The 26,326-nt window shown below is 70.8% G+C and carries 22 protein-coding genes and 1 pseudogene; 22 read left to right on the top strand and 1 reads right to left on the bottom strand.

Translation table 11 applies throughout. The annotated features are described in order from the left end of the window. Positions 1-216: 216 nt before the first annotated feature. The 12 genes from FJY74_04460 (at position 217) to FJY74_04405 (ending at position 11,557) form a co-directional block, all read left to right on the top strand. Positions 217-756, top strand: coding sequence for an ORF6N domain-containing protein (locus FJY74_04460; GenBank protein MBM3307554.1), 540 nt, complete (start codon positions 217-219; stop codon positions 754-756). A 15-nt stretch (positions 757-771) separates the two neighbouring features. Beyond that, positions 772-2,019, top strand: coding sequence for an ATP-binding protein (locus tag FJY74_04455; GenBank protein ID MBM3307553.1), 1,248 nt, complete (start codon positions 772-774; stop codon positions 2,017-2,019). A gap of 40 nt (positions 2,020-2,059) precedes the next feature. Then, positions 2,060-3,124 carry a tetratricopeptide repeat protein gene (locus tag FJY74_04450; GenBank protein ID MBM3307552.1) on the top strand — a complete coding sequence of 355 codons (1,065 nt, stop codon included), beginning with the start codon at positions 2,060-2,062 and terminating at the stop codon, positions 3,122-3,124. Positions 3,125-3,255: 131 nt separating this feature from the next. Then, positions 3,256-3,858, top strand: a complete 603-nt coding sequence (locus tag FJY74_04445; GenBank protein MBM3307551.1) for a type IV toxin-antitoxin system AbiEi family antitoxin domain-containing protein — start codon at positions 3,256-3,258, stop codon at positions 3,856-3,858. Further along, positions 3,855-4,784, top strand: a complete 930-nt coding sequence (locus FJY74_04440) for a nucleotidyl transferase AbiEii/AbiGii toxin family protein (protein MBM3307550.1) — start codon at positions 3,855-3,857, stop codon at positions 4,782-4,784. The genes FJY74_04445 and FJY74_04440 overlap by 4 nt, the downstream gene beginning before the upstream one ends. A gap of 170 nt (positions 4,785-4,954) precedes the next feature. Further along, positions 4,955-5,305: a PAS domain-containing protein gene (locus tag FJY74_04435; GenBank protein MBM3307549.1), complete on the top strand. Its 351-nt coding sequence runs from the start codon at positions 4,955-4,957 to the stop codon at positions 5,303-5,305. Positions 5,306-5,309: 4 nt separating this feature from the next. Then, positions 5,310-6,683, top strand: a complete 1,374-nt coding sequence (locus FJY74_04430) for a right-handed parallel beta-helix repeat-containing protein (GenBank protein ID MBM3307548.1) — start codon at positions 5,310-5,312, stop codon at positions 6,681-6,683. Positions 6,684-6,722: 39 nt separating this feature from the next. Further along, a complete protein-coding gene (locus FJY74_04425; GenBank protein MBM3307547.1) occupies positions 6,723-6,872 on the top strand; it encodes a hypothetical protein in 150 nt (49 codons plus the stop codon). A gap of 26 nt (positions 6,873-6,898) precedes the next feature. After that, entirely contained in the window at positions 6,899-7,396 is a 498-nt protein-coding gene (locus FJY74_04420; protein MBM3307546.1) for a hypothetical protein, read from the top strand. A 9-nt stretch (positions 7,397-7,405) separates the two neighbouring features. Continuing rightward, positions 7,406-8,083: an OmpA family protein gene (locus FJY74_04415; GenBank protein ID MBM3307545.1), complete on the top strand. Its 678-nt coding sequence runs from the start codon at positions 7,406-7,408 to the stop codon at positions 8,081-8,083. Between the two features lie 38 nt (positions 8,084-8,121). Then, positions 8,122-8,778, top strand: a complete 657-nt coding sequence (locus FJY74_04410; GenBank protein ID MBM3307544.1) for a (Fe-S)-binding protein — start codon at positions 8,122-8,124, stop codon at positions 8,776-8,778. After that, positions 8,753-11,557 carry a DUF1232 domain-containing protein gene (locus FJY74_04405; protein MBM3307543.1) on the top strand — a complete coding sequence of 935 codons (2,805 nt, stop codon included), beginning with the start codon at positions 8,753-8,755 and terminating at the stop codon, positions 11,555-11,557. The genes FJY74_04410 and FJY74_04405 overlap by 26 nt, the downstream gene beginning before the upstream one ends. Here the strand turns inward: FJY74_04405 and FJY74_04400 are convergent. Further along, a pseudogene (locus FJY74_04400) lies at positions 11,508-12,061 on the bottom strand (hypothetical protein). The gene FJY74_04405 and the pseudogene FJY74_04400 overlap by 50 nt on opposite strands. 543 nt (positions 12,062-12,604) lie before the next feature. Between FJY74_04400 and FJY74_04395 the strand changes: the two are divergent. Genes FJY74_04395 through FJY74_04350 form a run of 10 tightly spaced genes read left to right on the top strand, consistent with a single transcriptional unit; the run spans position 12,605 to position 26,269 of the window. Further along, entirely contained in the window at positions 12,605-13,621 is a 1,017-nt protein-coding gene (locus FJY74_04395; GenBank protein MBM3307542.1) for a polysaccharide biosynthesis/export family protein, read from the top strand. 46 nt (positions 13,622-13,667) lie between these two features. Further along, positions 13,668-15,989 (top strand): hypothetical protein, encoded by a 2,322-nt coding sequence (locus tag FJY74_04390; GenBank protein MBM3307541.1) that lies wholly within the window; start codon positions 13,668-13,670, stop codon positions 15,987-15,989. Beyond that, positions 15,955-17,130: a UDP-N-acetylglucosamine 2-epimerase (non-hydrolyzing) gene (gene wecB, locus FJY74_04385; protein ID MBM3307540.1), complete on the top strand. Its 1,176-nt coding sequence runs from the start codon at positions 15,955-15,957 to the stop codon at positions 17,128-17,130. The genes FJY74_04390 and wecB overlap by 35 nt, the downstream gene beginning before the upstream one ends. Next, positions 17,130-17,939, top strand: coding sequence for a glycosyltransferase (locus FJY74_04380; GenBank protein MBM3307539.1), 810 nt, complete (start codon positions 17,130-17,132; stop codon positions 17,937-17,939). Before wecB ends, FJY74_04380 begins: the two co-directional genes overlap by 1 nt. Next, positions 17,936-18,295, top strand: a complete 360-nt coding sequence (locus FJY74_04375) for an EamA family transporter (GenBank protein MBM3307538.1) — start codon at positions 17,936-17,938, stop codon at positions 18,293-18,295. Before FJY74_04380 ends, FJY74_04375 begins: the two co-directional genes overlap by 4 nt. Positions 18,296-18,299: 4 nt before the next feature. Beyond that, positions 18,300-20,156 (top strand): glycosyltransferase family 39 protein, encoded by a 1,857-nt coding sequence (locus FJY74_04370; protein MBM3307537.1) that lies wholly within the window; start codon positions 18,300-18,302, stop codon positions 20,154-20,156. Continuing rightward, the gene (locus FJY74_04365; protein ID MBM3307536.1) at positions 20,153-21,685 is read left to right on the top strand and encodes an O-antigen ligase family protein; all 1,533 of its coding nucleotides are present in this window, start codon (positions 20,153-20,155) and stop codon (positions 21,683-21,685) included. Before FJY74_04370 ends, FJY74_04365 begins: the two co-directional genes overlap by 4 nt. After that, positions 21,682-23,703: a heparinase II/III family protein gene (locus FJY74_04360; protein MBM3307535.1), complete on the top strand. Its 2,022-nt coding sequence runs from the start codon at positions 21,682-21,684 to the stop codon at positions 23,701-23,703. The genes FJY74_04365 and FJY74_04360 overlap by 4 nt, the downstream gene beginning before the upstream one ends. A gap of 12 nt (positions 23,704-23,715) precedes the next feature. After that, a complete protein-coding gene (locus FJY74_04355; protein MBM3307534.1) occupies positions 23,716-24,807 on the top strand; it encodes a glycosyltransferase family 4 protein in 1,092 nt (363 codons plus the stop codon). Positions 24,808-24,841: 34 nt separating this feature from the next. Next, on the top strand, positions 24,842-26,269 hold the full coding sequence (locus tag FJY74_04350) for a phenylacetate--CoA ligase family protein (GenBank protein ID MBM3307533.1): 1,428 nt from the start codon (positions 24,842-24,844) through the stop codon (positions 26,267-26,269). The last annotated feature ends 57 nt before the right edge of the window (positions 26,270-26,326 follow it).

Raw genomic sequence — 26,326 nt, 5'->3', positions numbered from 1 at the left:
CGGCTTCCCGACGCGAAGGCGGAGTGGGAGCGGGCCGTCAAGCTCGACCCCAAGGAGAAGCACGCGACCGCCGCGCTCGACAGCCTGCGGAAGGCGCACCCGGAGCTGGGGAGATAGGGCCTGCGGCTGCGACCCAGCCGGATGCTGACTAGATTCGATGCAGTCCCGCCCCTGAGATCGTCCCCCCGAGTACCGCGCCCCTGGTGGAGCATCCGAATGACCGACGATGTGGCAGTCGTGACCCGCGAGAGCGTCGAGGGGCTCATCCTCGTCATCCGCGGCGAGAAGGTGATCCTGGACAGGGACCTTGCGGTGCTGTACGGGGTGGAGACGAAGGTGCTGATTCAGGCCGTGAAGCGCAACATCGAGCGCTTCCCGGAGGACTTCATGTTTCAGCTTAGTCGCGAGGAGTGCAGTATCTTGAAGTCACGAATTGTGACCTCAAGTTCGTGGGGTGGTATCCGACGGCGCCCCTACGCCTTTACGGAGCAAGGAGTTGCGATGCTCTCCAGCGTGCTCCGGAGCCGGCGCGCCGTGGGTGCGAACGTCGAGATCATGCGCGCCTTCGTCCGCCTGCGCCGCATGCTCGCGACCCACGCCGAGCTCGCGCTGAGACTCGATGAGCTCGAGAAGAAGTACGATGCGCAGTTCCGGGTCGTCTTCGAGGCCATCCGGGAGCTGATGGCACCGCCGGAGCCGGACCGGCCGCGGCTCTCGATCTGCCGCAGAACAACCTTGCAATCAGCCGACCCCTAAGGTTACGATCAGCCGATGCCCAAGAGCGCTCTCTACCCACGCTACGGCGAGCCCGGACTGATCGAGGCGCTTGCCGACTCCCCTGTCGTGTTGATTCACGGCCCACGGCAGTGCGGCAAGACCACGCTCGCCCGAGTGGTGGGGAAGCGAAGGGGCTACGCCTACGTCAACTTCGATGATGAGGTTGCGCGTGGAGCCGCGGAGGCTGATCCGGCGGGGTTCGTGGCCGACCTGCCGGAGCGGGTGATCCTCGACGAAGTGCAGCGCGTGCCGGCGCTCTTCGGGGCGCTCAAGATGGCCGTGGATCGCAGGCGCGTACCCGGCCGCTTCATGCTGGCCGGCTCGGCCAATGTGCTGCTGGTTCCGACGCTCGCTGATTCGCTGGCCGGCCGCATGGAGATCCAGCGTCTGCATCCCCTGGCGCAGTGCGAGTTGCAGCGCCGTCAGCCGACCTTTCTCGCTGCCCTGTTCGAGGGCCGGTTCAAGACGCGGCAGGCCGAACGCCTCGGCGCCCACCTCATCCAGCGCGTTGTCGCGGGAGGCTATCCGGCGGCCCTCGCACGACGGGCCGGCCCACGGCGCGCCGCTTGGTATCGCGACTACCTGGAGGCACTCGTCCAGCGCGACGTCCGCGACATCGCGCGCATCAGCTCGCTCGATGCCCTGCCGCGACTGCTCGCCCTGGGAGCCTCGCAGACGGCACGGCTGCTCAACGTGACTGACTTGGCCGCTCCGTTCCAGCTCAGCCGACCCACGATCGGTGATTACATGACCCTTCTCGAGCGAGTGTTCCTGCTGGAGCGCTTGCCCCCCTGGCACAGCAATCGGTTGAGCCGGCTCGTCAAGACGCCGAAGCTGCACCTTGGCGACACCGGCCTTGCCTGTGCGCTCCTCGGGGCGGACGCCGCCGCGCTCTCGGCCGACCGGGCTCTGTTGGGCCAGCTCCTGGAGACGTTCGTGTTCCAGGAACTGCGACGACAGGCGAGCTGGCATGACGCCCCGCTCGCGTTCTTCCACTACCGCGATAGGGACGGAGCGGAGGTGGACATCGTCATCGAGCGAGGCGCCCAACAGCTAGCCGGCGTAGAGGTCAAGGCGGCAGCTACCGTGACAGCGGCGGACTTCCGCGGCTTGCGCAAGCTCAGGGAAGCCGCGGGGAAGCGGTTCTCGAGCGGCGTCGTGCTTTACGACGGGGAGACCAGCGCGAGCTTCGGCGATGGACTGCACGCCGTCCCGATCCGCACACTCTGGGAGACGATGTGAGCAGCGCCTGTACAACTCCCAACCGCACCACGGAGGACGCATGGTCCAGGTGACTCGCCCAAGACCGCCGTGCTCCCGCCCCGCCGCGCACTCGACAGCCACGCACCTCGCCCTGGGCTTCCTCGCCGTCCTCCTTCTCGCGACGGTCGTCCACGCCGCCCAATCCACCGCCGGCGCCGACTCCCTCATCGCGCGCGGCACGCGCGCCATCAACGGCGGCCAGGCCGAGCAGGCCGAGCGCCTCTTCGTCGACGCGCTCAGAGCCTCGAAGAACGATGCACGGGCGGAGCACGGTCTCGCGACGGTCGCGCTCATGCGAGGCGACGCGGACGCCGCCATCGAACGCGCGCGCAAGGCGCTCAAGCGCGACCCGAAGAACGCGGTCTACCAGCTCACGCTCGCCAACGGCTACGGCATGAAGGCCATGAGGGGCGGCGCGACCGCGATGTTCTACGGCGGCAAGTACAAGCAGGCGTGCGAGGCCGCCGTCGAGTGCGACCCGAAGTACGTTGACGCGCACATGGGCCTCCTGCAGTTCTACGTGATGGCGCCGGCGTTGCTCGGCGGGGGCCGCGACAAGGCCAACGCGACCGCGGCGACCATCGAGCGGCTCGACCGCTACAGCGGGCACCTCGCCCGCGCGTTCCTTGCGCGGCAGGGCAAGGACCTCGCCGCGGCGGAGCGCGAGTACCTCGCCGCCGCGCGCGTGGACTCCCTCGACCCGAAGGGCTGGCGGATGGTCGCGTGGTTCTACGCGGAGCAGTCGCGCCTTCGCGACGCGATCAGGGTCGGCAACCGCGTCCTCGCGCTCAAGCCCGACGACCTCATGACGATCTACCAGGTCGCGAAGGCGCACCTCCTGCTCGGCGACGACCTCAAGGCCGCCGAGGCCGGCTTCAAGCGCTTCATCGTGGCGGAGACCCCGCCGACGCCGCCGGGCCGCGCGCCGGCGCACTGGCGGCTCGGTCAGGTGTACGCGAAGGCCGGGCGGCTCGCGGACGCGAAGGCCGAGTGGGAGCGCGCGCTCAAGGTGGACCCCAAGGAGAAGCACGCGGCCGCCGCGCTCGACAGTCTGCGCAAGGCGCATCCGGAGGTGGGGAGGTAGGGGGCTGCGGCCGCACCCACCCGCGGTGCAAGGAGTTGCAGCAAGCCTGCCGGCAGTGCGAGCCCCGCACCGCAGAACAAAACGTCGGTACTTGCGCACAACCCCCGACGTCTTGTACGATGGCCTGCAGCATGAGACGGAGAACTGACAAGCAAGCGGCCGCGCTCATCGAGCGGCTTGGGATCGTCCGGCCTTCGGACCTTGAGCGCCGCGGCGTTCCCAGGGGACAGCTCTACCGGCTGGTTCGGTCCGGAGCGGTCGTGAGGCAGGCGCGCGGCATCTACGTCGCGGGCGGACACCCGCGGACGGCGGAGCACACGCTGGCGCAGGTGGCGCGGCGGGTGCCCGGCGGCGTGCTCTGCCTGCTCACGGCCCTCCGCTTTCATGAGCTCAGCACTCAATCTCCCCCCGAAGTGTGGATCGCCCTGCCCCCGAAGGCACGAAGGCCGCGCCTCGACTACCCGCGGCTCCGTGTGGCGCGATTCTCCGGGCCTGCCCTGACCGAGGGCATCGAGAAGCATCGGCTGGAGGGTGTCGAGGTGCGCGTCTACTCGCCCGCGAAGACCGTCGCCGACTGCTTCAAGTACCGCGGCAAGGTCGGAGTCGACGTGGCGGTGGAGGCACTGCGCGAGTACAGCCGGCGCCACCGCGGCGGCGCCACCCAGCTGGCCTACTTCGCCAAGGTCTGTCGTGTGACCCGCGTGATGCAGCCCTATCTCGACTCGATCGCATGACAAACGAGAAGCGCGATCTCCCGGCCTCGATCGCAGCGCGGCTGCTGAATCTGGCGAAGCGGACCGGGGACGACTACCACACGCTGTTCACGAGCTACTGCTTCGAGCGGTTCCTCTACCGGCTGGGCCGCTCGCCCGTTCGGGACAGGTTCGTGCTCAAGGGTGCCATGCTGCTTCGGGTCTGGTCCGATCGTCCCTACCGCTCCACCAGGGACCTGGACCTCCTGCGGCTGGGTGACGCCACTCCCGAGTCCATTCTGGAGGACATCCGTGCCATCTGCTCTGCCGGCGTGGAGGCGGACGGCATCGTGTTCGACGTCGGTGCGATGACCACCGAGGCCATTCGTCCGGAGGACGAGTACGCCGGAACGAGGGTCATCCTGCCCGCGCGCTGCGGCAGCGCACGCTTCACGCTGCGCATTGACCTGGGTGTTGGGGACGCCGTGTGGCCGGCGGCGCAGCCGTGCGCGTACCCCGTCCTCCTCGACTCCCCGGCTCCCCGCATCCTCGCGTACCCACGAGAGGCGGTCGTTGCGGAGAAGTTCGAGGCGATGGTCGTGCTCGGGGACCGCAACAGCCGCATCAGGGACTTCTTCGATGTCCACCACCTGGCAATGCACTTCGAGTTCGAGCGCATGACCCTTTCCGAAGCCGTCGGGAGGACCTTCGCGCAGCGCAGGACGCCGATACCACCTGAGAAGCCGCTCGCCCTCACGCCCGACTACTGGCGGAACCCATCGCGTCCGGCGCAGGTGAGGGCGTTCGCCCGCCGGGCCGGTCTGACTCTCCCGGACGAGTCCTGGAGCGGGATAGCGTCCGTGCTGGACGCGTTTCTCTCCCCCGTTCTGGAAGACCTCCGGCGCGGCACACGAGCGCGGTCGGTCTGGTCTCCCGGCGGACCCTGGAGGACGGAAGAGCACGTATGACACGCAGGACGGTGTCCGTCACGCCCGAGGCGATGCTCGAGGTCGAGCGGACGCGAGTGACGGCGGCGCTGTTGCCGCGGGCGGCGCCGTGGTAGCATGGCGACGCCGCCCCTCCTGCCGGGCGCGGCATGCATCACACACCCAGGCGCGCTCGCGCGGAAGGGGTTCCCATGCCGGACGATCCAGCCGTTCTCTCCGCTCTTCTCGACAGCCTCAAGGACCCGGTCGTGTTCGTGGACACGACCCACACGGTCCGCTACATCAACAAGGCCGCGGAGCGCCATTACGAGGAGGGCCGCACCCTCCTCGGCCGCTCCATCATGGCCTGCCACAACGCGGCCTCGAACGCGGTCATCCGCGAGGTCTTCGCCGCCCTGCAGGCGGGGGAGGACGAGCGGCTCATCACCGACTCGCCCAAACACCGCATCTACATGCGCGCGGTTCGTGATGCGGACGGCGCGCTCATCGGGTACTATGAGCGCTACGAACCCCCGGCACAGACCCTCAAGCAGGAGGAGTGACCACATGTCATCGCGAACGCCGTCTCAGTCGGTCGTGATCGCGCTTCTGGCCGCGGTCTTTGCCGCCATCGGCGCCCACGCCGCGACCATCCGCGTCCCCGGCGACCAGCCGTCGATCAGCGAGGGAGTCGCCGCCGCGTCCGAGGGCGACACGGTCCGTGTCGCGGCCGGCACGTACTCGGGCATCATGAACCGCGACCTGGACTTCGGCGGCACCAACATCGTGCTCGTGTCGGAGTCCGGGTACATGAGCACCTTCATCGACTGCGGCAGCGTCGCCCGCGGATTCGTCTTCGCGAGCGGCGAGGACACGACCTCGGTCGTGCGGGGGTTCACGATCGAGCACGCCTTCGCCGACAGCGGCGGCGCCGTCGTCTGTGTCAACGCCTCGTCCCCCAGGTTCGAGGACTGCGTCTTCCAGCAGAACAGCGCCATGGACATCGGCGGGGCCGTTGCGTGCCTCGAAGCGTCGAATCCCATCTTCCGTGACTGCACGTTCGGGATGAACTTCGCCACGGGAGCGCTGTCCCCGCGCGGCGGGGCAGTGGCGTGCCTGGACAACTCGAGCGCCGTCTTCTACCGCTGCAGCTTCTCGGGCAACACCGCCGCGAACTTCGGCGGCGCCGTGCACTGCCAGGCCTCGTCTCCGACCTTCAGGTCCTGCATGTTCGCATTCAACGAGGCGACGATCCAGGGCGGGGGGGCCATGTTCCTCATGACGTCCTCGAGCCCCCTGATCGAGTGGTGCAGCTTCGTCGGCAACACGTGCGGCACCGGCGGCGGGGCCATCTGCGGCCACAGCTCCCCGGCCAGCCTGTCCGACTGCCTGTTCTACCAGAACGAGGCGGCAGGCAGCGGCGGCGCTCTCCAGCTCCTGTACTCCGAGTCCACGGGGCAGTTCACGGACTGCATGTTCGTGGGGAACTACGCGCAGATCGGCGGCGTGCTCTACTGCTACGACGGCGCGAACGTGACCTTCGGGAACTGCACCTTCGTGTCGAACATCGCCACGGTCGACGGGTCGCTCGTGGTGGCGAACGACGCTTCCCCTGTCTTCACCAGGAGCGTCGTGACGGACTCCGATGGCGACCCGCTGGTCTACTGCGGGGGCACCGCGGCGCCCGTCTTCTCCAAGGTCGTGCTCTACGACAACAGCCCCAACGACGATCTGTGCGGGTCCGTCTCGGACACGCTCCATCGAGACCCGCTGTTCTGCGATGCCGCGGGGTTCGACTGGAGCCTCTGCGAGGACTCGGTCTGCGCGCCCGCGAACAACGCGTGGGGCGAGCTCATCGGCGCGAAGCCGGTCGGCTGCGGCGCGTGCGGAACTCCGGTCGAGGCCGCGACCTGGGGCGGCATCAAGGCCCTGTTCCGGTAGATCACCACGTGCCGCGCCGCGTGGCGCGAGGACTCGGCAATGAACCGCGTCCTCTTCGTCATCGGCATCGCCATCGTGGCGTTCGCCGTCGTGATGCTCCTCACCGGCGAGAAGTGGGGCGGCCCGCGGTGGGCCATCGCCGTGGCCATCCTGGGCATCGGGCTCATCACGGTGTCGAGGAGGAGGTAGGGGTTTCTTCCAGGAAGGCGGTTGTCATGCTGAGGTCCTGGGTCTCGCTGCTTGCGGTGGCCGCCTGCGCCCTCATGGTGACGTGGACGCCGGCGCACGCGCAGTTCGGGTTCATCGGCGACAAGCTGAAGGAGAAGGCCGAGGAGAAGGTCGAGGAGGCCATCGACGAGGCGGCCGACGGGTCCGACGAGGCCGAGGCCGCGGATGACGAGCAGGCCGCTGCGCCGAAGGCCACAGGCGGCACGGCGACCGCCGAGGACATGGCCCTCTACACGAAGTACGACTTCGTCCCCGGCGACCGCGTCATCTTCTACGACGACCTGTCGGCGGAGGAGCTCGGCGAGTTCCCGTCAAGATGGCGGCTCGACAGAGGGGTTTTCGAGATCGCGAGGCAGGGCGGCAGGAGCTGGATCATGTGCACCGACAAGGGCCAGATCCGCCCGCGCATCGCGGTCGGCCCGCTGCCTCCGTCGTACACGATCGAGATGGACTTCTACACGAAGGGCGGGGCCAGCGGCCACTGATTCCACATCGTGTGGCTCGACGCCGACGGCGAGGAGGTCGGCATCTTCTCCATCACCGACAGTGAGAACACCCGGCTCGCGATCAACCACAACGAGCTCGCGAGCAAGTCCCTTCCGAAGCCGCTCGGTCCCGGCGTCCACACGATGCGCGTGATGGCCACGAAGACCACGATGAAGTGCTACATTGACGCCGAGCGCGTCGCGAACGTGCCGGCGGTCGAGGGGTTCAGGCCCACGGACCTCGCGGTGCTGCTGGACCCGTGGGACGAGGAAGGCAACCCGATGCTCCTCGGCACCTTCCGCTACGCCGAGGGCGGGAAGACGCTCAGGGAGCAGCTCGCGGAGACCGGGAAGATCATCTCGCACGGCATCCTCTTCGACTCCGGGTCGGCGAAGATCAAGGCGGAGTCATACAAGACGCTCGCGGACGTCGCCGCGCTGCTCACCGACGACCCCGCGCTCAAGCTCTCCATCGAGGGGCACACCGACAGCGACGGGAGCGACGAGTCCAACATGACGCTCTCGCAGAGCCGCGCCGACGCCGTGAGGACCTACCTCATGGACTCGTACAAGATCGACGGCGCGCGCCTCAAGACCAAAGGCTGGGGCGAGTCGAAGCCGATCGACGCGAACGCGACGCCGGAGGGGAAGGCGAACAACCGGCGCGTGGAGTTCGTGAAGCTGTAGCCGGACGCGCGCCGGGCACGCTCGGCGCGGGAGTCCCGATGACCCGTCTCTTCGCGCCCGGTTGCGCCCTCATGCTGTACAAGCCGCATCTCGCGGAGCGGCTCCGCGGGCTCGTCGCCGAACGCGTCGGGCCCGTGGAGTACCTCCACGCCTGCTGCCGCCACGTCCCGCCGCTGCCGCCGGGCGCCGAGGTCGTCAACGTCTGCCCGGGGTGCGACCGGCGGTACCGGCAGAACTACGAGCATGCCACGACCGTCTCCGCGTGGGAGATCGTGGCCGGGCACGCGTCCGTCGCGCTTCCCGACTACGGCGGCCGCCCGATGAGCGTCCTCGACGCCTGCCCGACCCGCGACCAGGCGCGCGTGCACGACGCCGTGCGCGAGGTCGTCCGCAGGATGAACGTCACGCTCGTCGAGCCGAAGCGGACGCGGGCCGAGGGCACCTGCTGCGGGGACTCGCTCTGGGGCGAGGCGCCGGCGGACCGCGTCGCCGACGCGATGCGGAGGAAGGCGGCGACGATGCCCGCCGACGAGATCGTGGTCTACTGCGTCACGTGCGCGAAGGCGATGGCGCTGGGCGGGAAGCGGCCGCGATATCTCGTGGACCTCGTGTTCGGCGAGGAGACGGCGCCGGGCGTCACCGACCCTACGGAGTGGCACAGGCAGCTCGATGAGTACATCGAGAGTCACATCTGACCGACGGGGCGCGACGGCGAGCGGCGCGGGCGGCGACCGTCCGCCCGGTTTCGCCGCGCGCCTCCGCGGGCGCGTCCTCGCGCTCCGGACCGAAGCCTACGCGCTCTGGCTTGCGGCGAGGGACCCGCGCGTGCCGTGGTACGCGAAGGCCGTCGTCGCGGTCACCGTCGCGTACGCCGTGAGCCCGATCGACATCATCCCCGACTTCATCCCCGTCATCGGGCTTCTCGACGACCTCCTCATCCTGCCCCTGGGCATCGCGCTCGCCGCGAGGCTGATTCCCCGCGAGCTCCTCGAGGAGCACCGGGCGAAGGCGCGCGAGCGGTTCGCGGCGCCGGACGCGACGGCGAGCGGCGCGGGGCCCCATGCCGGCCGGGCGGGCCCGGCCGCCGTGATCGCCCTCGCGCTCGTGCTCGCTGCCGTGCCCCGCGCCGGTGCCGCGCCCGCAGGGCAGCGTCTCCCGTTCGTCCTCACCGTCGCCGACTCGCACACCTGGGGCGACGAGACCGTCCCGTGGGTTGCCGACATGGACGGGGACGGCTGCGACGAGCTTGTGGGCGCGAACGAGCTGACCGGCACCGTCTGTCCCGTCCGCCTCGTGGAGAAGACCTGGGTCCAGACCGGGCAGATCAACGTGCCGGTCGCGCGTGAGGAGTGGCAGCCGTTCTCGTTCGTCGGGCCGGGGGACGTGGACGTGGACGGGGCCGACGAGTTCCTCGTCTCCTGCGTCGTGCGCGACACGCTCCGCCTGCTCTGCTACGGGCGGGCGGGGCGGGTCGTGCGCGACGTCGCCGTTCTGCATGGGAGCGACCGCGGGCACGAGCCCTCGTGGGACGGCCGCGTGAGACAGGCGCGGCGCGTTGACCTGGGTGGGGGAGAGCACGTCTACGCAATCGCCGCCGGCGCCGACTACGACGGCGTGCCTCGCGCCGTCCTGATGTTCGACTCCCGACTCGAGCGCGAGGTCTGCCGGTTCGAGGGCGGAACGCAGTTTCGGACGCTTCTCTCCGCGGACATGGACGGCGACGGGCGCGAGGAGGTCGTGTTCGCAAGCGCCGGGCCAGGCAACGCCGGCGAGGTGAACGGCACGCGCGGCGAGCGCCCGTACGTCGGCGCGCTCGCGTTCGAGGGCGGCGCGGACCGCGGCAGTCTGCGCCTCCTGTGGCTGCACGAGGGTCCCGCCGACCTCAGCGACGCGTTCGTGGCGGTCGGCGACCTCACCGGCGACGGCCGGCCCGAGGTCGTGTCGGCGACCACCCCCGGCGACGCCTCGGAGCGCATCGTGAGCCCGCTCACCGTGTGGGACGGGGCGACGGGGGACTCCCTCGCGGGCGTCGCCGTCCCGCAGCGCGTCGGCATGGTGTTCGTGGGGAAGGACCGGAACGGGCGCGGCGTCGCGTTCGCCTCAACGCGGTCGGGCGGACTGCACGCGTACCGCTTCGTGGACGGGCGGTTCGTCGAGAGCGGGTCGGCGGAGGTCGGAGCGCCCGCGGACGCGCAGGCGTGCGTCGAGGTCGAGGGCGTGCGCGGCTCGTGCCTTCTCGTCGGCACGACCGAGGGCGCGCTCTCCGTCTACGACTCGCGGCTTCGCCTCCTCGCAACGCACACGCCCGGCCGGCCGCCGCTCTATCCCTGCGCGCAGTTCCTCGGGCTCTACCGCGAGAGTCCGGGCGTGACGCGCCTCGTCGGCCTCTCCGACCGCGCGTACCTGCTCGCCCTCGAGTCTGCGCCGATCGACTGGGCGTTCCTCGGCGGGCGGGCCCTCGGGATCCTCGGGCTCGCGTGGGCGGCGGGGTGCGCGATGTCCCGGCGCGTGCGGGACCTCACGGCGCGTCGCGTCGTGAGGCCGGTGCTGTCGCGGCTGCCGCTTCCGGGCGCGGGCAGGCGGGCGCGCGAGCTGGAACTGCTCGAACTCCTCGAGATGGGCGGCCACGACAAGAGCATCGTGACGAGGCCGCTCAGGAGGCTCGCCGACACGCTCACGATGGCCGAGGGCGTCGGCGCGCCGGCTGAGCAGACTGCGGAACTGGCGAGGAAGGCGCTTGCGAGCCACGCCGAGTCGGGGTGGCCCGGCATCGCCCGCATCCTCGAGGTCGCTGGGCGGCTGCCCGCGCTGCGGGGCCCCGCAGGGACGCTGCGCGCCGCGCTTGCCGACCTCGACCGCGAACTCGCGCGCCTCGATGCCGCGCTCGCTGCCGGGCGCGTGGAGGGCGCGCTCACACGGGAGATCGCAGGGCGTACGGAGGCGCTCGAGTCGGCCCTGCGGGAGCTGCGCGAGACCGCGGGGGAGCCGTATGGCGCCGACGCGGTCGCCGGCGTGCGCGACGCGCTCGACCAGTTCGCGCCGGACCTGAAGGCGGCCGGCGTCGCGCTCGAAACCGACCTCCGGGCCGTGGACGACGGCTACGCGTGGATCGCCCCGGCGGACCTCCTGTACGTCGTCGGCAACCTCGTGTCGAACGCGGCCCGCGCGATGCGGTCGTCCGCGACCAGGCGGCTCGAGGTCCGCGGCGAGCTGTCGGGCGGGTTCGTCGAGCTGCGGTTCGCGGACACGGGGTGCGGCATCGCGGAGGCCGACCGCGAGCGCCTGTTCACGCTCGGCGGCACGACGAAGGAAGGGGAAGGCGGCACGGGGCTCTATCGTTCCGTGCAGCTTCTCAAAGCGCTCGGCGGGCGGCTCGAGCTGGATCGGACCGATCCGGGGAACGGCTCGACGTTCGTCCTGCGTCTCAGGCGGAAGCGACGGCCGCGGGCCGCCGCGCCCCCGCCAGCAGCCTGACCGCCTCCACCAGCATGAGCGCGGCGAGCGCGACGAGGAGCTGGTTGCTCGCCCCGAAGAGCGCCCAGAACGCGCGCCACGCCGGGATCACGTTGCCGGCGGCGTCGCGCGTCGTCTGCATCACGAGCACGAGCGGCACGCCGATGGTGAGCGCCGTCGCGAACACCTCCCCGGCCGCCCGCGCCAGCCGGTGAGCTCGACGACGATGTACCGTCCCAGGCGCGTGCACACGTCCAGCGTGTCGTACACGAAGGTCGTGAACGCGAGCAGCGCGAACGAGACGCCGAACGCGACCGGCACGCGGATGCGCTCGAGGAACGCCGTGAGGCCCTGCGCGTAGATGAAGTTCGGCTTGCCGGCGAGCGCCTTCCCCGCGGGCCCGGTGAACGCCGGATACGAGACCGCGTGGCCGCCGAGGAGGAGCCCGACGATGGGGCCCGCCGCCGCGATGGCCGAGAGCTGCTGACCGAAGAGGAACCGCGGACTGATGGGAACGAAGTCCACGTCGTCGCGCTGCGTGACGGCCGGCGTGGGGGCGCGCGGGTCGATCCGGAACAGGCGGCTCAGCAGGCGGCCGTAGACGATGTAGCCGGCGAGCAGGGCAGCGATGGACGCGAGGACGATCGAGGCGAGGCTCATGGCGCTTTCCAGGGCGCGCTGGTTATTGACGTCCGGTTCACGGATGATAGCGAAGGCGGCCCGCGTGCGGCAAGAAGGCCACCCGCTGGCACGCCCGATGCATACCCCGGGCTGGCCAAGTGTCGCACTACACGACACTCCGGAGACACGGCGTCTGGGCATCCGACACCGTAGCGCTGCTCGGCTGCGATGGCATAACTCTTTAGCAGTGAAGGCGTTGCAGCGTCCCTGGTCGCGCAGTTCAAATCCGGTGGTGTCGGGCAAGGCTACACTTTCGCAGATTCGATGTTGACGGGCGGAGGCACCGCCTATAGCGTGATTCGCAGGATTATGCCGGTGGCGCAAGGCACCACCGGCGTTGTGTGCCTTTCCGGCGACGAGACGGGACGGGACAGGGGGGATCAGCCGATGGCAGGGCGCAGCCTGGTTGCGGCGGTGGTGCTGGCGCTGGCGGTGCTTGGCGGCGGGGGCGCCGTCCGAGATGCGGGGGCGGCGGAGTACACGATCGGTCCGGGCGACATTCTCTCCGTGTCGGTCTGGCGGCACCCGGAGCTCGAGCGGCAGGTGGTCGTGCGGGCGGACGGGCTTGCGACGTTCCCGCCCGTCGGAGACCTGCGCGCGTCAGGGGCGACGAGCCAGGAGCTCTCGAGGGAGCTCGCACAGCGGCTCCGGGACTACACGGGCGAGACGATGCAGGTGACCGTCACGGTCGCCGTGTACAACAGCAGGTCGATCTACCTCACGGGCCAGGTGACGGCCCCGGGGCGATACAGCTTCGAGGAGATCCCGGACATCCTCGAACTTCTCGGGCAGGCGGGCGGCGCGCTGCCGGGCGCGGACCTCTCGTCCGTGGCCATCGTGCGCCCGGGCGTCGGCGACCCGCAGGTGATCAGCGTGGACCTCGGGGCGTACATGCGCGGGACCGGTGTGAGGCTGCCCGCGCTCCGGCCCGGCGACACGGTGGACGTCCCCGCGCTCATGGGGGCCGGGGGCATGCGGGGGCCCGGACTGGTCTACGTGCTTGGCGAAGTGGCGAGTCCGGGCCCGTACCCGACGACCGAGGCGCTGGACATCATCCAGGCGCTCGCGCTCGCGGGCGGGACGACGCCCGACGCCGAACTCAGCAAGGTGGGTGTGGTGATGAACAGCGGCGGCGGCCAGGCGGTCGCCGTCGTGGACGTCGAGCGCGTGATGCGGGACGGGACGGCGAGCCCGTTCATCCTGCGAGCCGGCGACCGCGTCGTCGTGCCCAAGGCGACGCCGAACATCGCGGGCGCGATCTGGGGCGGGGCGGCGACCGTGCTCGGGTCGGTCAGGGACGTCATGTCGTCGTACCTCCTGTATCTCACCATCGACAGGGAGATCGAGGACAGGAAGCTCCGCGACATGGAGCGAAGGGCTCTCGAGGAAGCAGCTCAGCAGTAGAGCGGTCGACAGCCGACGCGGGAAGCCGCAACCGGAGTGGGGTGACATGCCGGAGCAGACAACGAAGCAGGTGGACCTCAGGACGTACGCCAAGGCCGTGTGGCGTCGGAAGTGGCTCTTCATCATCCCGATCCTGACGGGAGGGGTGATCGGCTTCGCGATCGCCCAGTCGCTGCCGCCGGTGTACGAGGCGCGGAGCAGGGTCGTGGTGAGGGTGGAGGACCGCCTGTCGGAGCCGCTCGCGCGGTTCGTCGGCTCGCGCACGGCGCACGAGGACCAGCTGTCGCGGCTTCAGGAGAAGGTGAAGAGCACGTCGTTCCTCGTGGAGCTCGTGCGGACCCTGGGGATGGCGAAGGACCCGGGCATCCAGGCGTGGGCGGTCAAGATGCACGAGAAGTCGTCCGCGCTCTCCGTGGACGACTACGCGGAGGCGAAGGCGGTCGAACTCCTGCAGAAGAGGGTGATGATCGCGCGGACGTCGGCCACCGGCTTCGAGGTCATCGTGCGTGACCTCGACCCCGACCGAGCGTTCCTGCTCGCGCAGCACATCACGAACAGCTTCGTGGCGTCGTCCACGCGCGAGCAGCTCGACGAGATCCGCGCCGTGCACAGCTTCAGCGTGGAGCAGATCGCCATCTTCAAGGCGAAGCTCGACGACGCCGAGGGGGCCCTCCAGCGATACCAGTCGGGGCGCGTCGCCCGGGCGCCCGTCGAGAACCCGGTCAACGCGCAGAACGTCAACCGCGTGGACGTGCTCATCAGCCAGGCGGCCGTGGACGAGGGCAGGGTGCGGCAGCGGGTCGTCGATCTGCGCGCAGAGCTGTGGACGGCGGCCGGCGCCGGTCAAGACCGGCTGAACGCGATCGCCTCGGGCGCGTTCGCGACGGAGACCGACGAACTCGTGAAGCTCGAGCGCCAGATCGCCTCCGCGCTCGTGCGGCAGCCGCAGGGCGGGCCGGAGGTGAACTCCCTTCTCGTGAGCACCGCCGAGAAGAAGGGCGAGCTTCGGGCCAGGGCGCTCGCGCTCGCGGCGCGGACCGTGCCGGGCGCGTCGCAGGCCGCCCTCGACGCGTTCGCCGAGCTCAAGGTCGCCGAGGCCGAAGTGTCCATGGCGGCGGAGCGCAAGGCGGTGCTCGAGCGCTTCATGTGGGGTTACACGCAGGGCCGCGCCACGGCGACCGAGGACGAGCTCGAGCTCGCGCGGCTCAGGCAGGAGGTCGAGAGCAACCGCGCGCTCTACGAGGCGTTCGTCGAGCAGTCCGCCGCGGGGCAGATCAAGGAGGCGCTCGAGGCCGCGCGCGCCGGCGGCCGCTTCGAGGTCATCCAGCCCGCGACGCGCCCGGTCGCGCCGGTCGCGCCCGACAAGCTCACGATCCTCGCGCTGTCGATGCTCGCGGGCCTCGTCGTCGGGTTCGGCCTTGTGCTCGCGACCGAGCAGAGCGACACGTCGTTCAAGGACATCGAGGAGATCGAGCGCACGCTCGGGCTCCCGGTGCTCGGCACCGTGCCGGACGCCGAGGTCTTCAGGTCGGTCGCGGCGCGCGAGAAGGCGCTCAGCCGCCGGGGGACGGCGCGGCCCACGGCCGGCAACTCGCCGCTCATCGCGCACCTCTCCCGCGAGACGCCCATCTCCTTCGAGTTCCGGCGGGTGGCCAGGAAGATCGCCAAGAAGCACCACGGCGAGATCCCGCGCGCCATCCTCGTGACGAGCGCGAACCGCGGCGAGGGGAAGACCACCGCCGCCGCGTGCCTCGCCATCACGCTCGCCAAGCACTACGACCGGAGGACCGTCCTTGTGGACTGCGACCTCCGCAAGCCGCGTGGCCACCACCTCATGGAGGTCCCGTCGGCGCCCGGCATCTCCGACGCGCTCGAGCGGGGACACCTGCTCGGCCTCGACCTCAAGGCGACCACGCTGCCGAACCTGTTCGTCCTCCCGTGCGGCGCGACGCCGGAGCGGGCGACGTGGGTCCTCGAGTCGCTTCCCGGCTCGCGCGTCATGACGGAACTCCTCGCGCGCTTCGATCACGTCATCCTCGACACGGCCCCGAACGTCGCCGTGCCGGACGCGCTGCTTCTGGGCGCCGCCGTGGACGTCGTCATCATGGTCGTGAAGGCGGGCGTGACGCCCAAGGAGGTCGTCGTCCGCGGGCTGTCGCTGCAGCAGGAGGACAGCCCGAACGTCGTCGGGCTCATCGTGAACAACCTGGAGCGCGTGCTCCCGTACTACTACGACTACAAGTACTACGGCTACGCCAACGCCGGCTCCGAAGCGGAGACGAACCACGAGTCGGCGCAGAACCAGGGGGCCGGACCGGCGCCCGGAGAGCGGGATGAAGGTCCTGTCGACATTCGGGACGCGTCCTGAGGCGATCAAGATGGCGCCCGTCCTCGCCGAGCTGGCCCGCTTCCCCGGGGTCATCGAGTCGCGCGTCTGCGTGACGGCGCAGCACCGCGAGATGCTCGACCAGGTGCTCGACGTGTTCGCCATCACGCCGGATGCCGACCTCAACGTGATGACCGACGACCAGGCCCCGTGGCAGGTCGTCGCGTGCGTGCTCGAGGGGCTCTCGCGCGTGCTCGCCGAAGAACCACCGGACCTCGTGCTCGTCCACGGCGACACGACGACCACGATGGCCGCGTCGCTCGCGGCGTTCTACAAGAGGATCCCGGTCGGCCACGTCGAAGCGGGCCTGAGGACGCACGACCGCTACTACCCGTTCCCGGAGGAGATGAACCGCGTCGTGGCCGACGACCTCGCCTCGCTCCACTTCGCGCCGACGGCGAGGGCTCGCGAGAACCTCCTGCGCGAGGGGGTGAGCGACGAGACGGTCTTCGTGACCGGCAACACGGTCATCGACGCGCTGCTCGAGGTGGCGCGGCGGCCGGTCGGCGAGGCGCACAGGCCGGAAGAAAGCGCGCCGCCGGCGCCGCTCGCGCCCGGCGCGCGGATCGTCCTCGTGACGGCGCATCGCCGCGAGAACTTCGGGGCGCCGCTCAGGGACATCTGCCTCGCGCTCCGCGACGTCGCCGACGCGCTGCCGGACGTCGCGGTCGTGTACCCGGTGCACATGAACCCGAACGTGCAGCGCGTCGCGCGCGAGGTCCTCGGCGGCCATCCCCGCGTGCGGCTTCTGGCGCCGCTTTCGTACGAGCCCTTCGTGCGCCTCATGGCGAGGGCGCACGTCGTCGTCACCGACTCGGGCGGCATCCAGGAGGAGGCTCCCTCGCTCGGCAAGCCGGTGCTCGTGCTCAGGAACGAGACCGAGCGGCCCGAGGCGGTCGAGGCCGGGACCGTGAGGATCGTGGGCACGGACCGCGCGACCGTCGCGCGGGAGATCACGACGCTCATGACCGATGCCGCCGCGTACGACGCGATGGCGGCCGCGGTCAACCCGTACGGCGACGGCAGGGCGTCGCAGAGGATCGTCGCCGCGATCATGCAGGCCATGGGCGTGCCCGGGGGCGAGCCGTTCGAGGCGTTCGCTCCCGAGTCAGGGGGGCGCTGATGCTGGTGCTCGTTCTTCCCGCGTACAACGAGTCCGAGGCGATCGGCCCGCTGCTCGATCGGGTCGCGCCGGCGTTCCGCGAGACCGAGGGGCCCGCGTCGGTCCTCCTCGTGGACGACGGAAGCGCCGACGGGACGGCCGACCTCGCCCGGGCGAAGGCCGCCGAGCTCGGTCTCGAGCTCGAGGTCGCCGCGCACGACGGCAACCGCGGGCTCGGGGCCGCGCTCCGCACGGGGCTCTCGCGCGGGACGGAGCTCGCGGGCGGCGACGGGGTCGTCGTCGTCATGGACACCGACAACACGCACGACCCGGCGCTCATCCCGACGATGGCGGCGAAGCTGACGAGCGGGTTCGACGTGGTCATCGCGTCGCGCTACGCGCCGGGCGGCAAGGAGGTCGGGCTCTCGCCGCGCCGCCGCGTGATGAGCCGGGGGGCAAGCCTCCTTCTGCGGCTGCTCGTCCCCGTCCGGGGCGCCCGCGACTATTCCTGCGGCTACCGCGTGTACCGGGCCTCGACGCTCAGGCGCGCGTTCGAGGTCTACGGCGACGAGTTCATCACCGAGAGCGGATTCGTCTCGTCCGCCGAGATCCTGCTCAAGTGCGCGTGGCTGCCGGCGAGGATCGGGGAGGTCCCGCTCGTACTGCGCTACGACCTCAAGGGGGGCGCGAGCAAGATGAACGTCGGAGCGACGGTTCGAAGGTACCTGCGTCTCGCCGCCGCTGGGAAGCGGACCGCCGCGCGGGCGCGGCGCGCCGCGGCGCGGGCCGGCGCCGGCGACGGAGCGCTGTCAGGGGGGAGGACCGCATGAAGGGCATCCCGCTCATCGTGATGGCCGTGCTTCTCGGGGCGACGGGCCAGGTGATCATGAAGATGGGGATGACGAAGTACGGGAAGGTCTCGGCGGGATCGGTGTGGGGGCAGCTCGTTCCCATCCTGACGGTGCCGCAGGTGGCGCTCGGGTTCGTCTGCTACGGGATCAGCGCCGTGCTGTGGATCGCCGTCGTGTCGAACGTGGACCTGAGCCTCGCGTATCCGATGGTCGCGCTCGCGTACGTGTTCGTCGTCATCGCGTCGTGGCTGTTCCTGGGCGAGCAGGTATCGGCGCTCAGGATGCTGGGGCTTGCCATCATCGTGGCCGGGGTCGTGGTCATCTCGAGGAGCTGACGACATGAGCATGGTGAGACGCTCGCGGCATCCGGGCACCGTTCTGGCCCTCGTGGCGATCGTCGCCGTCGCGGCGATCCTGCGCCTCAAGGGCATCGGGTGGGGGCTCCCGCACGCCTACCACCCGGACGAGGGCTCGATCCTGATCCACTCCCTCGGCTTCGGCACCGGCGACCTCAACCCGCACTGGTTCCGGTGGCCGTCGCTCTTCATGTACGTCGTGTCCGCGATGTACGGGGTCTACTTCGGGGCCGGGATGGTCCTCAGGCAGTTCAGCTCGCCAGCCGACGTCGTGCGGCAGTACGTGGCCGACCCGACGCCCTTCTGGCTCATCGGGCGCCTGGCCTCGGCCGTGCTCGGCGTCGCGACGGTCTGGACGACGCACCGGTTCACGCGCCGCGCGTTCGGCCAGCCGGCGGCGCTCATCGCCGCCGCGTTCATGGCCGTGATGTTCCTGCACGTCCGGGACTCCCACTACGCGACGCCCGACGTCGCGTCCGCGTTCCTCGCGAGCGTCTCGCTGCTCTTCGCGCAGCGGGCGATCTCGCGCTCGGGCTCCGAGGATCTTCTGTTCGCTGGGTTCTTCGCCGGACTCGCCGCCTCGACGAAGTACCCGGGCGCCATCGTCATCGTCGGCGCGCTCGCCGCGTGGATCGCGCTCAGGCGCGTCGGCGCCGCCCCGGCGTGGGCGCTGCCGGGGACGCTGGCGATGCTGGCGCTCGGGTTCGTGCTCGGCACGCCCTTCAGCGTGCTGTCGCCGTCCGAGTTCATGCGCGACATCCTCACGCAGGTGACCATGGTGTCGCAGCCGGGCGTCGCGCAGGAGGCCTCGTCGTTCGTCGCCGGGCTGCGCGAGATCTTCGGCAGGACCGTGGGCAGCGGGGTCGGCTGGCCGGTCGTCGCGCTGGCGCTCGCCGCGCTCCTCGTGCCCGTGCGGTTCATGGGCGGCGCACCCTCGTGGTCGGTGGACGAGCGCGAGGCGGCGTACGCGACGCAGGAGCGGCGGGCGGCCGCCGAGGGCAGGATGCTCGCGGCACTGTACGCGCTCGCGGTCGTCCTCGTGGCCGCGCTCATGACGGTGAAGCGCTCGACGTACCTCACGCCCGCGCTCCCGGCGATCGCGGCGCTTGCGGGCGCCGGCCTGGACGGCGCGCTCGCGGCGGCGTTCAGCGGAACGGCGCGCGGGATCATCGGCCGGACGGCCGCCGCCGCGCGGAGAGGCCCCGCCGCGGCGTTCATCGGCGTCGCGCTCGTCGCGGCCGTCGGGGCGCCGTCGGTCCTGTTCGTCGCGTCGCTCGACCGGCCCGACACGCGCACGCTTGCGAAGCACTGGATCGAGCGACACGTCGCGGCGGGTTCGCGCGTCGCCGTCGAGGACTACGGGCCCGTGCTGAACCCGACCGAGGAGCAGCTCCGGTCGCTCATCGAGCTTTCCGGGACGGCGGTCGGCTCGTGGCAGGCGCCGAAGCGGCGGCTGAACGAGCTCAAGCTCGAGGTGGGCGCCGCGCGGCATCCGCAGTTCGAGGTGTACGGCATCGACTGGGGCGAGCGGGCGCATCGGCTTCCGAACCCGGACGCCGCGCCCGACTCGCTCGCGGCGGCGATCGAGCGGCTGCGCGTGCGCTACGTCGTGCTGTCGAGCAAGGCGTCGCCAGGGCGGCCGATGGACGGCGCCGAGCCGCCGGCGAGCGTTCGCCCGCAGCCGTTCGTTGAGTGGCTCGGCGGGCGCGCGACGCGCGTCGCCCGGTTCGCCGACGACCGCGGCGCCCCCTTCATCGATCGCGGCCCCGGGAGGTCGTTCCACAATCCCGTCATCGAGATCTACGAGATCGGGGCGAAGCGACGGGAGGGCACGCGGTGACCCCTCGCAGGCCCGGGAGATCGGTTCTCAGGGGCCCGGCCGCTCCGTCGGGAAGGCGGCCCGCGCGCCCGCTCGTCGCGAGGCCGCCGGGCGCGCCCCCGAGCGAGGTGCCGCACTACAACTACGGCTGGCTCATCTACGTCGGCGGCGCCCTCCTCACGGTCCTGCTCGCCGTCGCCATTCACAGGCTGCACTACGACTACGGCCAGGCGCCGCACCGGATCCTCAAGATCCTCGCCGGCCTGGGCGTGTTCCTTGTGGTGCTGCTCAGGCCGCCCGTCGCGCTCCACGCGTGGCTGCTCGCCATTCCCCTCGGGGAGTGGCTCCCCGCGACCGGCATTCCCGGGGTCAACGGGCCGAACCTGCTGTTCCTGGCGCTCGTGGCGTCGTGGGTCCTGCCGCGGGCGTTCAAGCGGGAGCGGATCGGAAGCCCGGCGAGGATCGCGTGGCCGCTCACCGCGTACATCGCGGTGCTCGTCCTGTCGCTGGTCCGAGCGTGGGTCGCGCCGCCCGGCGGCGGGACCTACCCGGGCGACGTCATGCTGCGGTCGGTGTGGCAGAGCGCCGTGGGGCTCGCCGTGTACTTCGTCGTGGCGAACACGGTGGCGAACAAGGAGCAGGCGCGGAACCTGCTCGTGTCGTTCGGCGTCGGCGTCTCGATCGCCGGTCTCATCGCGCTCCGCGAGTTCTTGCGGCGCGGCCCGGACGCGAGGGTCGCCGGCGCGATCGGGGACATCAACGACCTCGGCGCGTACTTCGCGCTCTGCGTCTCGGTGCTCGCGGGGCTCGCGTTCGCCTCGGGGGCCTTCAGGGGATGGAAGCGCCTCGTCGTGTGGGCGGCGGCGGCGCTCGCGTTCATCGGTGTCGCATTCCCGAAGTCGCGGGGAGGGTTTGTCGGCGCGGCCGCCGGACTCGGGCTTGGGACGTACCTCACCAACAGGAGGGCCATCGTCATCTTCGTCATCGTCCTTGCCGCGAGCCCGCTGTGGGCACCGGGCTTCGTCAAGGACCGCGTCGCGGAGACCACCGTCACCGAATCGCTCGAGTCGGCGGCCTGGGAGGACCAGTACGCCGGGATCGACCCGAACGTGGCGGTGCGCTTCGAGATCTGGAAGGTCGCGCTCGCGGCGACCCTCAGGAGCCCCATCATCGGCTACGGGTACGCGTCGGTGCCGTATCTGACCGGGCGCGTCCTCGATCGGCCGTACTCGGCACACAGCCTGTACGTCGAGACGGCGGCGCAGTCGGGGATCGTGGGGCTCGTCGTGCTGTTCTGGCTCATCAAGGCGTGCGTGGGGAGCGGCAGGGAGCTTCTGTCGCTTTCGCCCCGCGGGGCCCCGAGAGGCCTCGCCGTGGGGTTCCTGTCGGGGACGGTCGCCCTTCTCCTGGCGTGCGTCTTCGGACAGCGCCTGACGCACGTGACGATCGCAGGCACGTACTTCTTCCTTGCCGGTCTTGTGGACCGTAGCATCGCGCTCGAGCGGGCGGAGGCGCTGCCCGCCGGCGCGGAAACGGAGCACGCATCATGAAGAGACTCGCAGTCGTCGCGCTCGCGCTCGCGGCTCTCGCGTCGTTCGCCGCCCCGGCGTCCGCCTACCAGGTCGTCTCGGGTCACCCCCGGCTCTTCTTCCTCGCGTCGGAGCTGCCGGCGCTTCGGGCGAAGTGCACCGGGCCCATGGCGAGCGACTACAACGACCTTAGGAGCTACTGCGACAGCAACATGAACCAGTCGCTGCCCCTGGGTTCGATCGACTTCTACGAGATGGAGCTTGCGGCCTACAGCTTCGTCTACCTCATGAGCCAGAACACGGCCTACGCGGCGCGCGCGAAGCAGATCGCGACCTACGCGATGGGGCAGAGCTACGCGGGCCAGACGCCGTACACGAAGGGCATGGCGCTCTTCTACGACTGGTGCTACGGCTACCTCACGGCGGCCGAGCGGCAGACGTTCGGGGCGGCCGTGGCGGCGAGCGGGAACGCGTACCTCGCGATGCACAGCTGGGACGCGATGAACAACTACCACTCGAAGGCATCGCGGCTGGTCGACTTCGCGTACGCCGGCCTCGCGATCCACGGGGACGGCGTGAGCGACGCCGCGGCCGTCACGCTGTGCAACATGTTCCACGAGCACACGTTCGGGCCGCAGCACACCATCGCGTGCATCGACGAGATCGCCTCGGACGGCTCCTACTACGAGGGCGACTACAACCTCATCGTCCTCGCGGAGCCGTTCCGCGAGGGCTGCTGGCTCTGGGCGACGGCGGTCAACCAGGACCCCTTCGCGCTCTCGGGCAACCTCAGGAACATGATCGACTACTACCTCTACGAGGTGTTCGCGAAGAACGGCCCCGGGGCGGGCGCGTCGATGAGCGGCTCCAAGCAGGGCGACTCGAAGAGCCACACCGTTGCCGCGGCGTCCGTGCGCGTCGTGATGCAGAGCCTCGCGAGGAAGTACCAGGACGGGCGCGGGAAGTGGCTCGCAGGCCAGATCGTCGCCAACGGCCTGGGGTACGTCAACCGGCCCGACCGATGGAAGCTCATCGTGTACACGGACACCGCGCTCCCCGCGACCGCGCCGGCCTCGCCGCCGCCGTCGCGCTGCTTCCAGGACATGGGCACCGTGTACATGCGGTCGGGCTGGAATCTCTCCGAGGCGAGCACCGACGTCTACGCGGTCTTCCGCTGCGAGCAGATGAACGCCGGGCACACCAACGCGCACCAGAACCACTTCCTCATCGCGCGGGGCAAGGACCTCCTCGCCCTCGACTCGGGCGTGTACGACGGCGGCACGTCGTCGCACCACAGGAACTACTTCGAGCGGACGATCGCGCACAACACGATCACGGTCTTCAACCCCGGCGAGACGACGTTCGGGTCGCTCTCCAACGACGGCGGGCAGATCCCGCCGCGCGACGACCTTCCCGTGCGGTTCGGCGACGCGTCGGCCTCGACGTACCACCGCGGCGAGATCGTCGGCTACAAGGACACCCCGGAGTTCACGTACATGAAGGGCGACGCCACGGCGGCGTACGCGTCTTCGAAGGTGTCGCTCTTCACGCGCGAGATGGTCTACCTCAAGCCGGACACCTTCGTGGTCCTCGATCGCGTGCGCGCGACCTCCGCGAGCTACAAGAAGACGTGGCTGCTCCACTCGGTGAACGAGCCCACCATCTCGGGCGACACGGCGATGGTGCAGCAGGGCGCGTCGCGCCTCTTCGTGAAGTCGCTCCTGCCGAACCCGCGCGCCATCGCGAAGGTGGGCGGTCCGGGGCGCCAGTTCGAGGTGAACGGCACGAACTACCCGCCGAGCCAGACCATCACCCTGGACATGGGGGCGTGGCGGCTCGAGGTGTCGCCCTCGGTGAACGCGCAGGAGCACATCTTCCTGCACGTGCTGTACGCGTGCGGGACGAACGTGAGCGCGATGCCCGAGGTCATGCTCGTCGAGGGCGAGGAGATGGTCGGCGTCGAGGTGGCCGGACGGGTCGTCCTCTTCTCGAGGACCGGTGCGATCATCGACTCGGAGACATACCAGTTCGGAGACTAGGGTGGGGGTGTCATGAGGGTCTGCTTCCTCGCTGACGCGGGGGCGGTCAACACGCGGACGTGGGTGGACCACTTCGCCGACGTGCTGGGGCACGAGGTGCACGTCGTGTCGGTCAACCGCCCCGGGACGCTCTCGCCGTCGGTGCGGCTGCACCGCATAGGAAGCGACGCGGGGACGGCGTCGGCGGCCGGGAAGCTCGCGCTGCTCGCGAGCGTCGGCCCCATCCGCCGCATCGTGCGCGAGGTCGGGCCCGACCTCCTCATCGGCTACAGAGTGGCGAGCTACGGCTATCTGGGCGCGCGCGCCGGGTTCCACCCGCTCGTCGCGACGGCGCAGGGGCAGTACATCGTGTATCCGCCGCGCTCGCTGCCCAAGCGCTACTTCGCGCGTGTGGCCATCCGGTCGGCGGACCTCCTGCACGCGTGGGCGCCGCACATGGCGCGGCGGATGGTCGAGCTCGGCGCGGACCCGGCGAAGGTCTTCGTCTGCCCGCGCGGGATCGACCTTGAGAAGTTCGCGGCGCGCCCGGACGCGGCCGAAGACGAGTTCTCGGTGGTGACGACGCGGGGCCTCCACCACGGCTACCGCGTGGACATCGTCGTGCGGGCCGTCGCGGAGGCGCGGCGCGAGGTGCCTGGCATCTCGGCGCTCGTCGCGGGCGGCGGCGAGGCCGAGGAGGCGCTGCGGGCGCTCGCGGCGGGCCTCGGAGTGGGCGACCGCGTGCGGTTCCCCGGGCACGTCATGAACGGCGAGCTGCCCGGATACCTGGCACGGAGCGCGGTGTACGTGTCGCCCGTGCCGTCGGACGGCGTGTCGGCCTCGCTCCTCGAGGCGATGGCGTGCGGCGCGTTCCCGGTCGTTCGGGACATCGAGGCGAACCGCTTCTGGGTCGAGCACGGGAAGAACGGGTTCCTGGTCGCCGGGGACGACCCGGGCGGCTACGCGGCCGCCATCGCCGCGGCGTGCCGGGACCACGAGCTTCGCCGCGCGGCGGCTGAGCGGAACAGGAGGATCGTCGAGGAGCGCGGCGACATCAGGGTCAACATGAAGCGCATCGAGGCCGCGTACGGGGAGCTCGTGGCTCGGGCGTCCTCGGCGCGGTAGCGGGGCCGCGGTGGTCGCGGGCCCGGGAGAGACGATGGGGCAGTTCGCGGACAGGCTCTACGCCCTCTCGCCGCCATTCGTTCAGAACGCGGTGGTGTCCGCCTATGGAGCGAGAGCCCGGCGCGAGCGCTTCGGGGCCGCGTTCGACCGCGCGATCGAGTTCCTCGAGCGGTCGGAGCGGTGGAGTCGCGCCGAGCTGCGCGCGTACCAGGACGAGCGCGTCGGCGCGATCGTGGCGCACGCCTACGAGACCGTTGCGTTCTACCGCGAGCGCATGGACGCGCTCGGGCTCGCGCCGCGCGATGTGCGCTCAGTGGACGACCTCCCCAAGCTCCCGATCGTCACGCGCGCGGACCTCGCCGCGCACGGCGCGCGCATGGTGACGACCGCGACGCCGCGGCCCAGGCTCTGGAGCGTGACGACCTCGGGGACCACCGGCGCCCCCGTCTCCGTGCGCTGGGACCACGGCGTGGTCGTCATGACGAACGCGTGTCTCTGGCGCGCGAGGCGCTGGGCGGGCTTCGAGTTCGGGCGGCCGTACGCCACGCTCCTGGGGCGGCTCGTCGTGCCAGCCGAGGCGACGCGGCCGCCGTACTGGCGCGTGAACCGCAGCTGGAACCAGCTGCTCCTCTCGCCGCTGCACGTGACTGCTGAGACGGCGACGCGGTACCTCGAGGCCATGCGCGACTTCGGGGTCGAGGCGCTCGAGGCGTATCCGTCGTCGGCGTACGTGCTCGCCAGGCACGCCCGGGCCGCCCGCGGGCGCCTGAACCTCCGCGCCGTCTTCACCACGAGCGAGCCGCTCCTTCCGGCGCAGCGGGAGGTCATCGAGGAGCGGTTCGGATGCCGCGTGTTCGACGCGTACGGGCAGGCCGAGCGCGTGATGTTCTCGAGCGAGTGCGAGGCGCACGACGGCCACCACCTGTTCGAGCAGTACGGCGTGACCGAGATCGTTGACGACCGCGGCGCTCCGGTTCATCCGGGGTCGCCCGGCCGCGTCGTCGCGACGAGCCTGCACAACCTCGGCATGCCGCTCATTCGGTACGAGCTCCGCGACGCGACGGCGATGGCCGCGCGATCCTGCCCGTGCGGCAGGACGCTCGCCCTCACGAAGGGCGTCGCCACGAAGGAAGAGGACCTGCTCGTCGCGGAGGACGGTCGCCTCGTGTCGCCATCCCTCCTCACCGGCGTGTTCAAGGACGCCCTGCGCGTCGCGGAGTCGCAGATCGTGCAGCGCGAGCGCGGCGAGGTCACGGTGCGGATCGTCAGGCTCGACGGCTACACCGACGACGACGAGCGGCTCATCGCGCACGGCCTTCGGGCGCGGCTCGGCGAGAGGGCGACCGTGCGGTTCGAGTACGTCAGTGACATCCCCCGGTCGGCGAGGGGGAAGTTCCGGTGGGTCATCTCGACCGCCCCGGTGAGCTGGGGGCGGGGCGGCGGGGGAGCCGCGGCGCTGTGACCGTGGGGGCCGGGCGGCCCGGACGGCGGGCCCGACCGGCGCGGGCGCATAGGGGAC

Origin of the sequence: Candidatus Effluviviaceae Genus I sp. (assembly GCA_016867725.1) — a bacterium.
GTDB lineage: Bacteria > Joyebacterota > Joyebacteria > Joyebacterales > Joyebacteraceae > VGIX01.
This window is presented reverse-complemented; position numbering and strand designations above follow the sequence as displayed.

Coding starts and splice junctions, on each gene's coding strand:
- wecB (MBM3307540.1), top strand. CDS start 15,955: ATGAAGGTCCTGTCGACATTCGGGACGCGTCCTGAGGCGATCAAGATG.
- FJY74_04350 (MBM3307533.1), top strand. CDS start 24,842: ATGGGGCAGTTCGCGGACAGGCTCTACGCCCTCTCGCCGCCATTCGTT.
- FJY74_04370 (MBM3307537.1), top strand. CDS start 18,300: ATGAGCATGGTGAGACGCTCGCGGCATCCGGGCACCGTTCTGGCCCTC.
- FJY74_04375 (MBM3307538.1), top strand. CDS start 17,936: ATGAAGGGCATCCCGCTCATCGTGATGGCCGTGCTTCTCGGGGCGACG.
- FJY74_04420 (MBM3307546.1), top strand. CDS start 6,899: ATGCTGAGGTCCTGGGTCTCGCTGCTTGCGGTGGCCGCCTGCGCCCTC.
- FJY74_04455 (MBM3307553.1), top strand. CDS start 772: ATGCCCAAGAGCGCTCTCTACCCACGCTACGGCGAGCCCGGACTGATC.
- FJY74_04405 (MBM3307543.1), top strand. CDS start 8,753: ATGAGTACATCGAGAGTCACATCTGACCGACGGGGCGCGACGGCGAGC.
- FJY74_04430 (MBM3307548.1), top strand. CDS start 5,310: ATGTCATCGCGAACGCCGTCTCAGTCGGTCGTGATCGCGCTTCTGGCC.
- FJY74_04425 (MBM3307547.1), top strand. CDS start 6,723: ATGAACCGCGTCCTCTTCGTCATCGGCATCGCCATCGTGGCGTTCGCC.
- FJY74_04380 (MBM3307539.1), top strand. CDS start 17,130: ATGCTGGTGCTCGTTCTTCCCGCGTACAACGAGTCCGAGGCGATCGGC.
- FJY74_04410 (MBM3307544.1), top strand. CDS start 8,122: ATGACCCGTCTCTTCGCGCCCGGTTGCGCCCTCATGCTGTACAAGCCG.
- FJY74_04445 (MBM3307551.1), top strand. CDS start 3,256: ATGAGACGGAGAACTGACAAGCAAGCGGCCGCGCTCATCGAGCGGCTT.
- FJY74_04355 (MBM3307534.1), top strand. CDS start 23,716: ATGAGGGTCTGCTTCCTCGCTGACGCGGGGGCGGTCAACACGCGGACG.
- FJY74_04395 (MBM3307542.1), top strand. CDS start 12,605: ATGGCAGGGCGCAGCCTGGTTGCGGCGGTGGTGCTGGCGCTGGCGGTG.
- FJY74_04440 (MBM3307550.1), top strand. CDS start 3,855: ATGACAAACGAGAAGCGCGATCTCCCGGCCTCGATCGCAGCGCGGCTG.
- FJY74_04360 (MBM3307535.1), top strand. CDS start 21,682: ATGAAGAGACTCGCAGTCGTCGCGCTCGCGCTCGCGGCTCTCGCGTCG.
- FJY74_04390 (MBM3307541.1), top strand. CDS start 13,668: ATGCCGGAGCAGACAACGAAGCAGGTGGACCTCAGGACGTACGCCAAG.
- FJY74_04450 (MBM3307552.1), top strand. CDS start 2,060: ATGGTCCAGGTGACTCGCCCAAGACCGCCGTGCTCCCGCCCCGCCGCG.
- FJY74_04460 (MBM3307554.1), top strand. CDS start 217: ATGACCGACGATGTGGCAGTCGTGACCCGCGAGAGCGTCGAGGGGCTC.
- FJY74_04435 (MBM3307549.1), top strand. CDS start 4,955: ATGCCGGACGATCCAGCCGTTCTCTCCGCTCTTCTCGACAGCCTCAAG.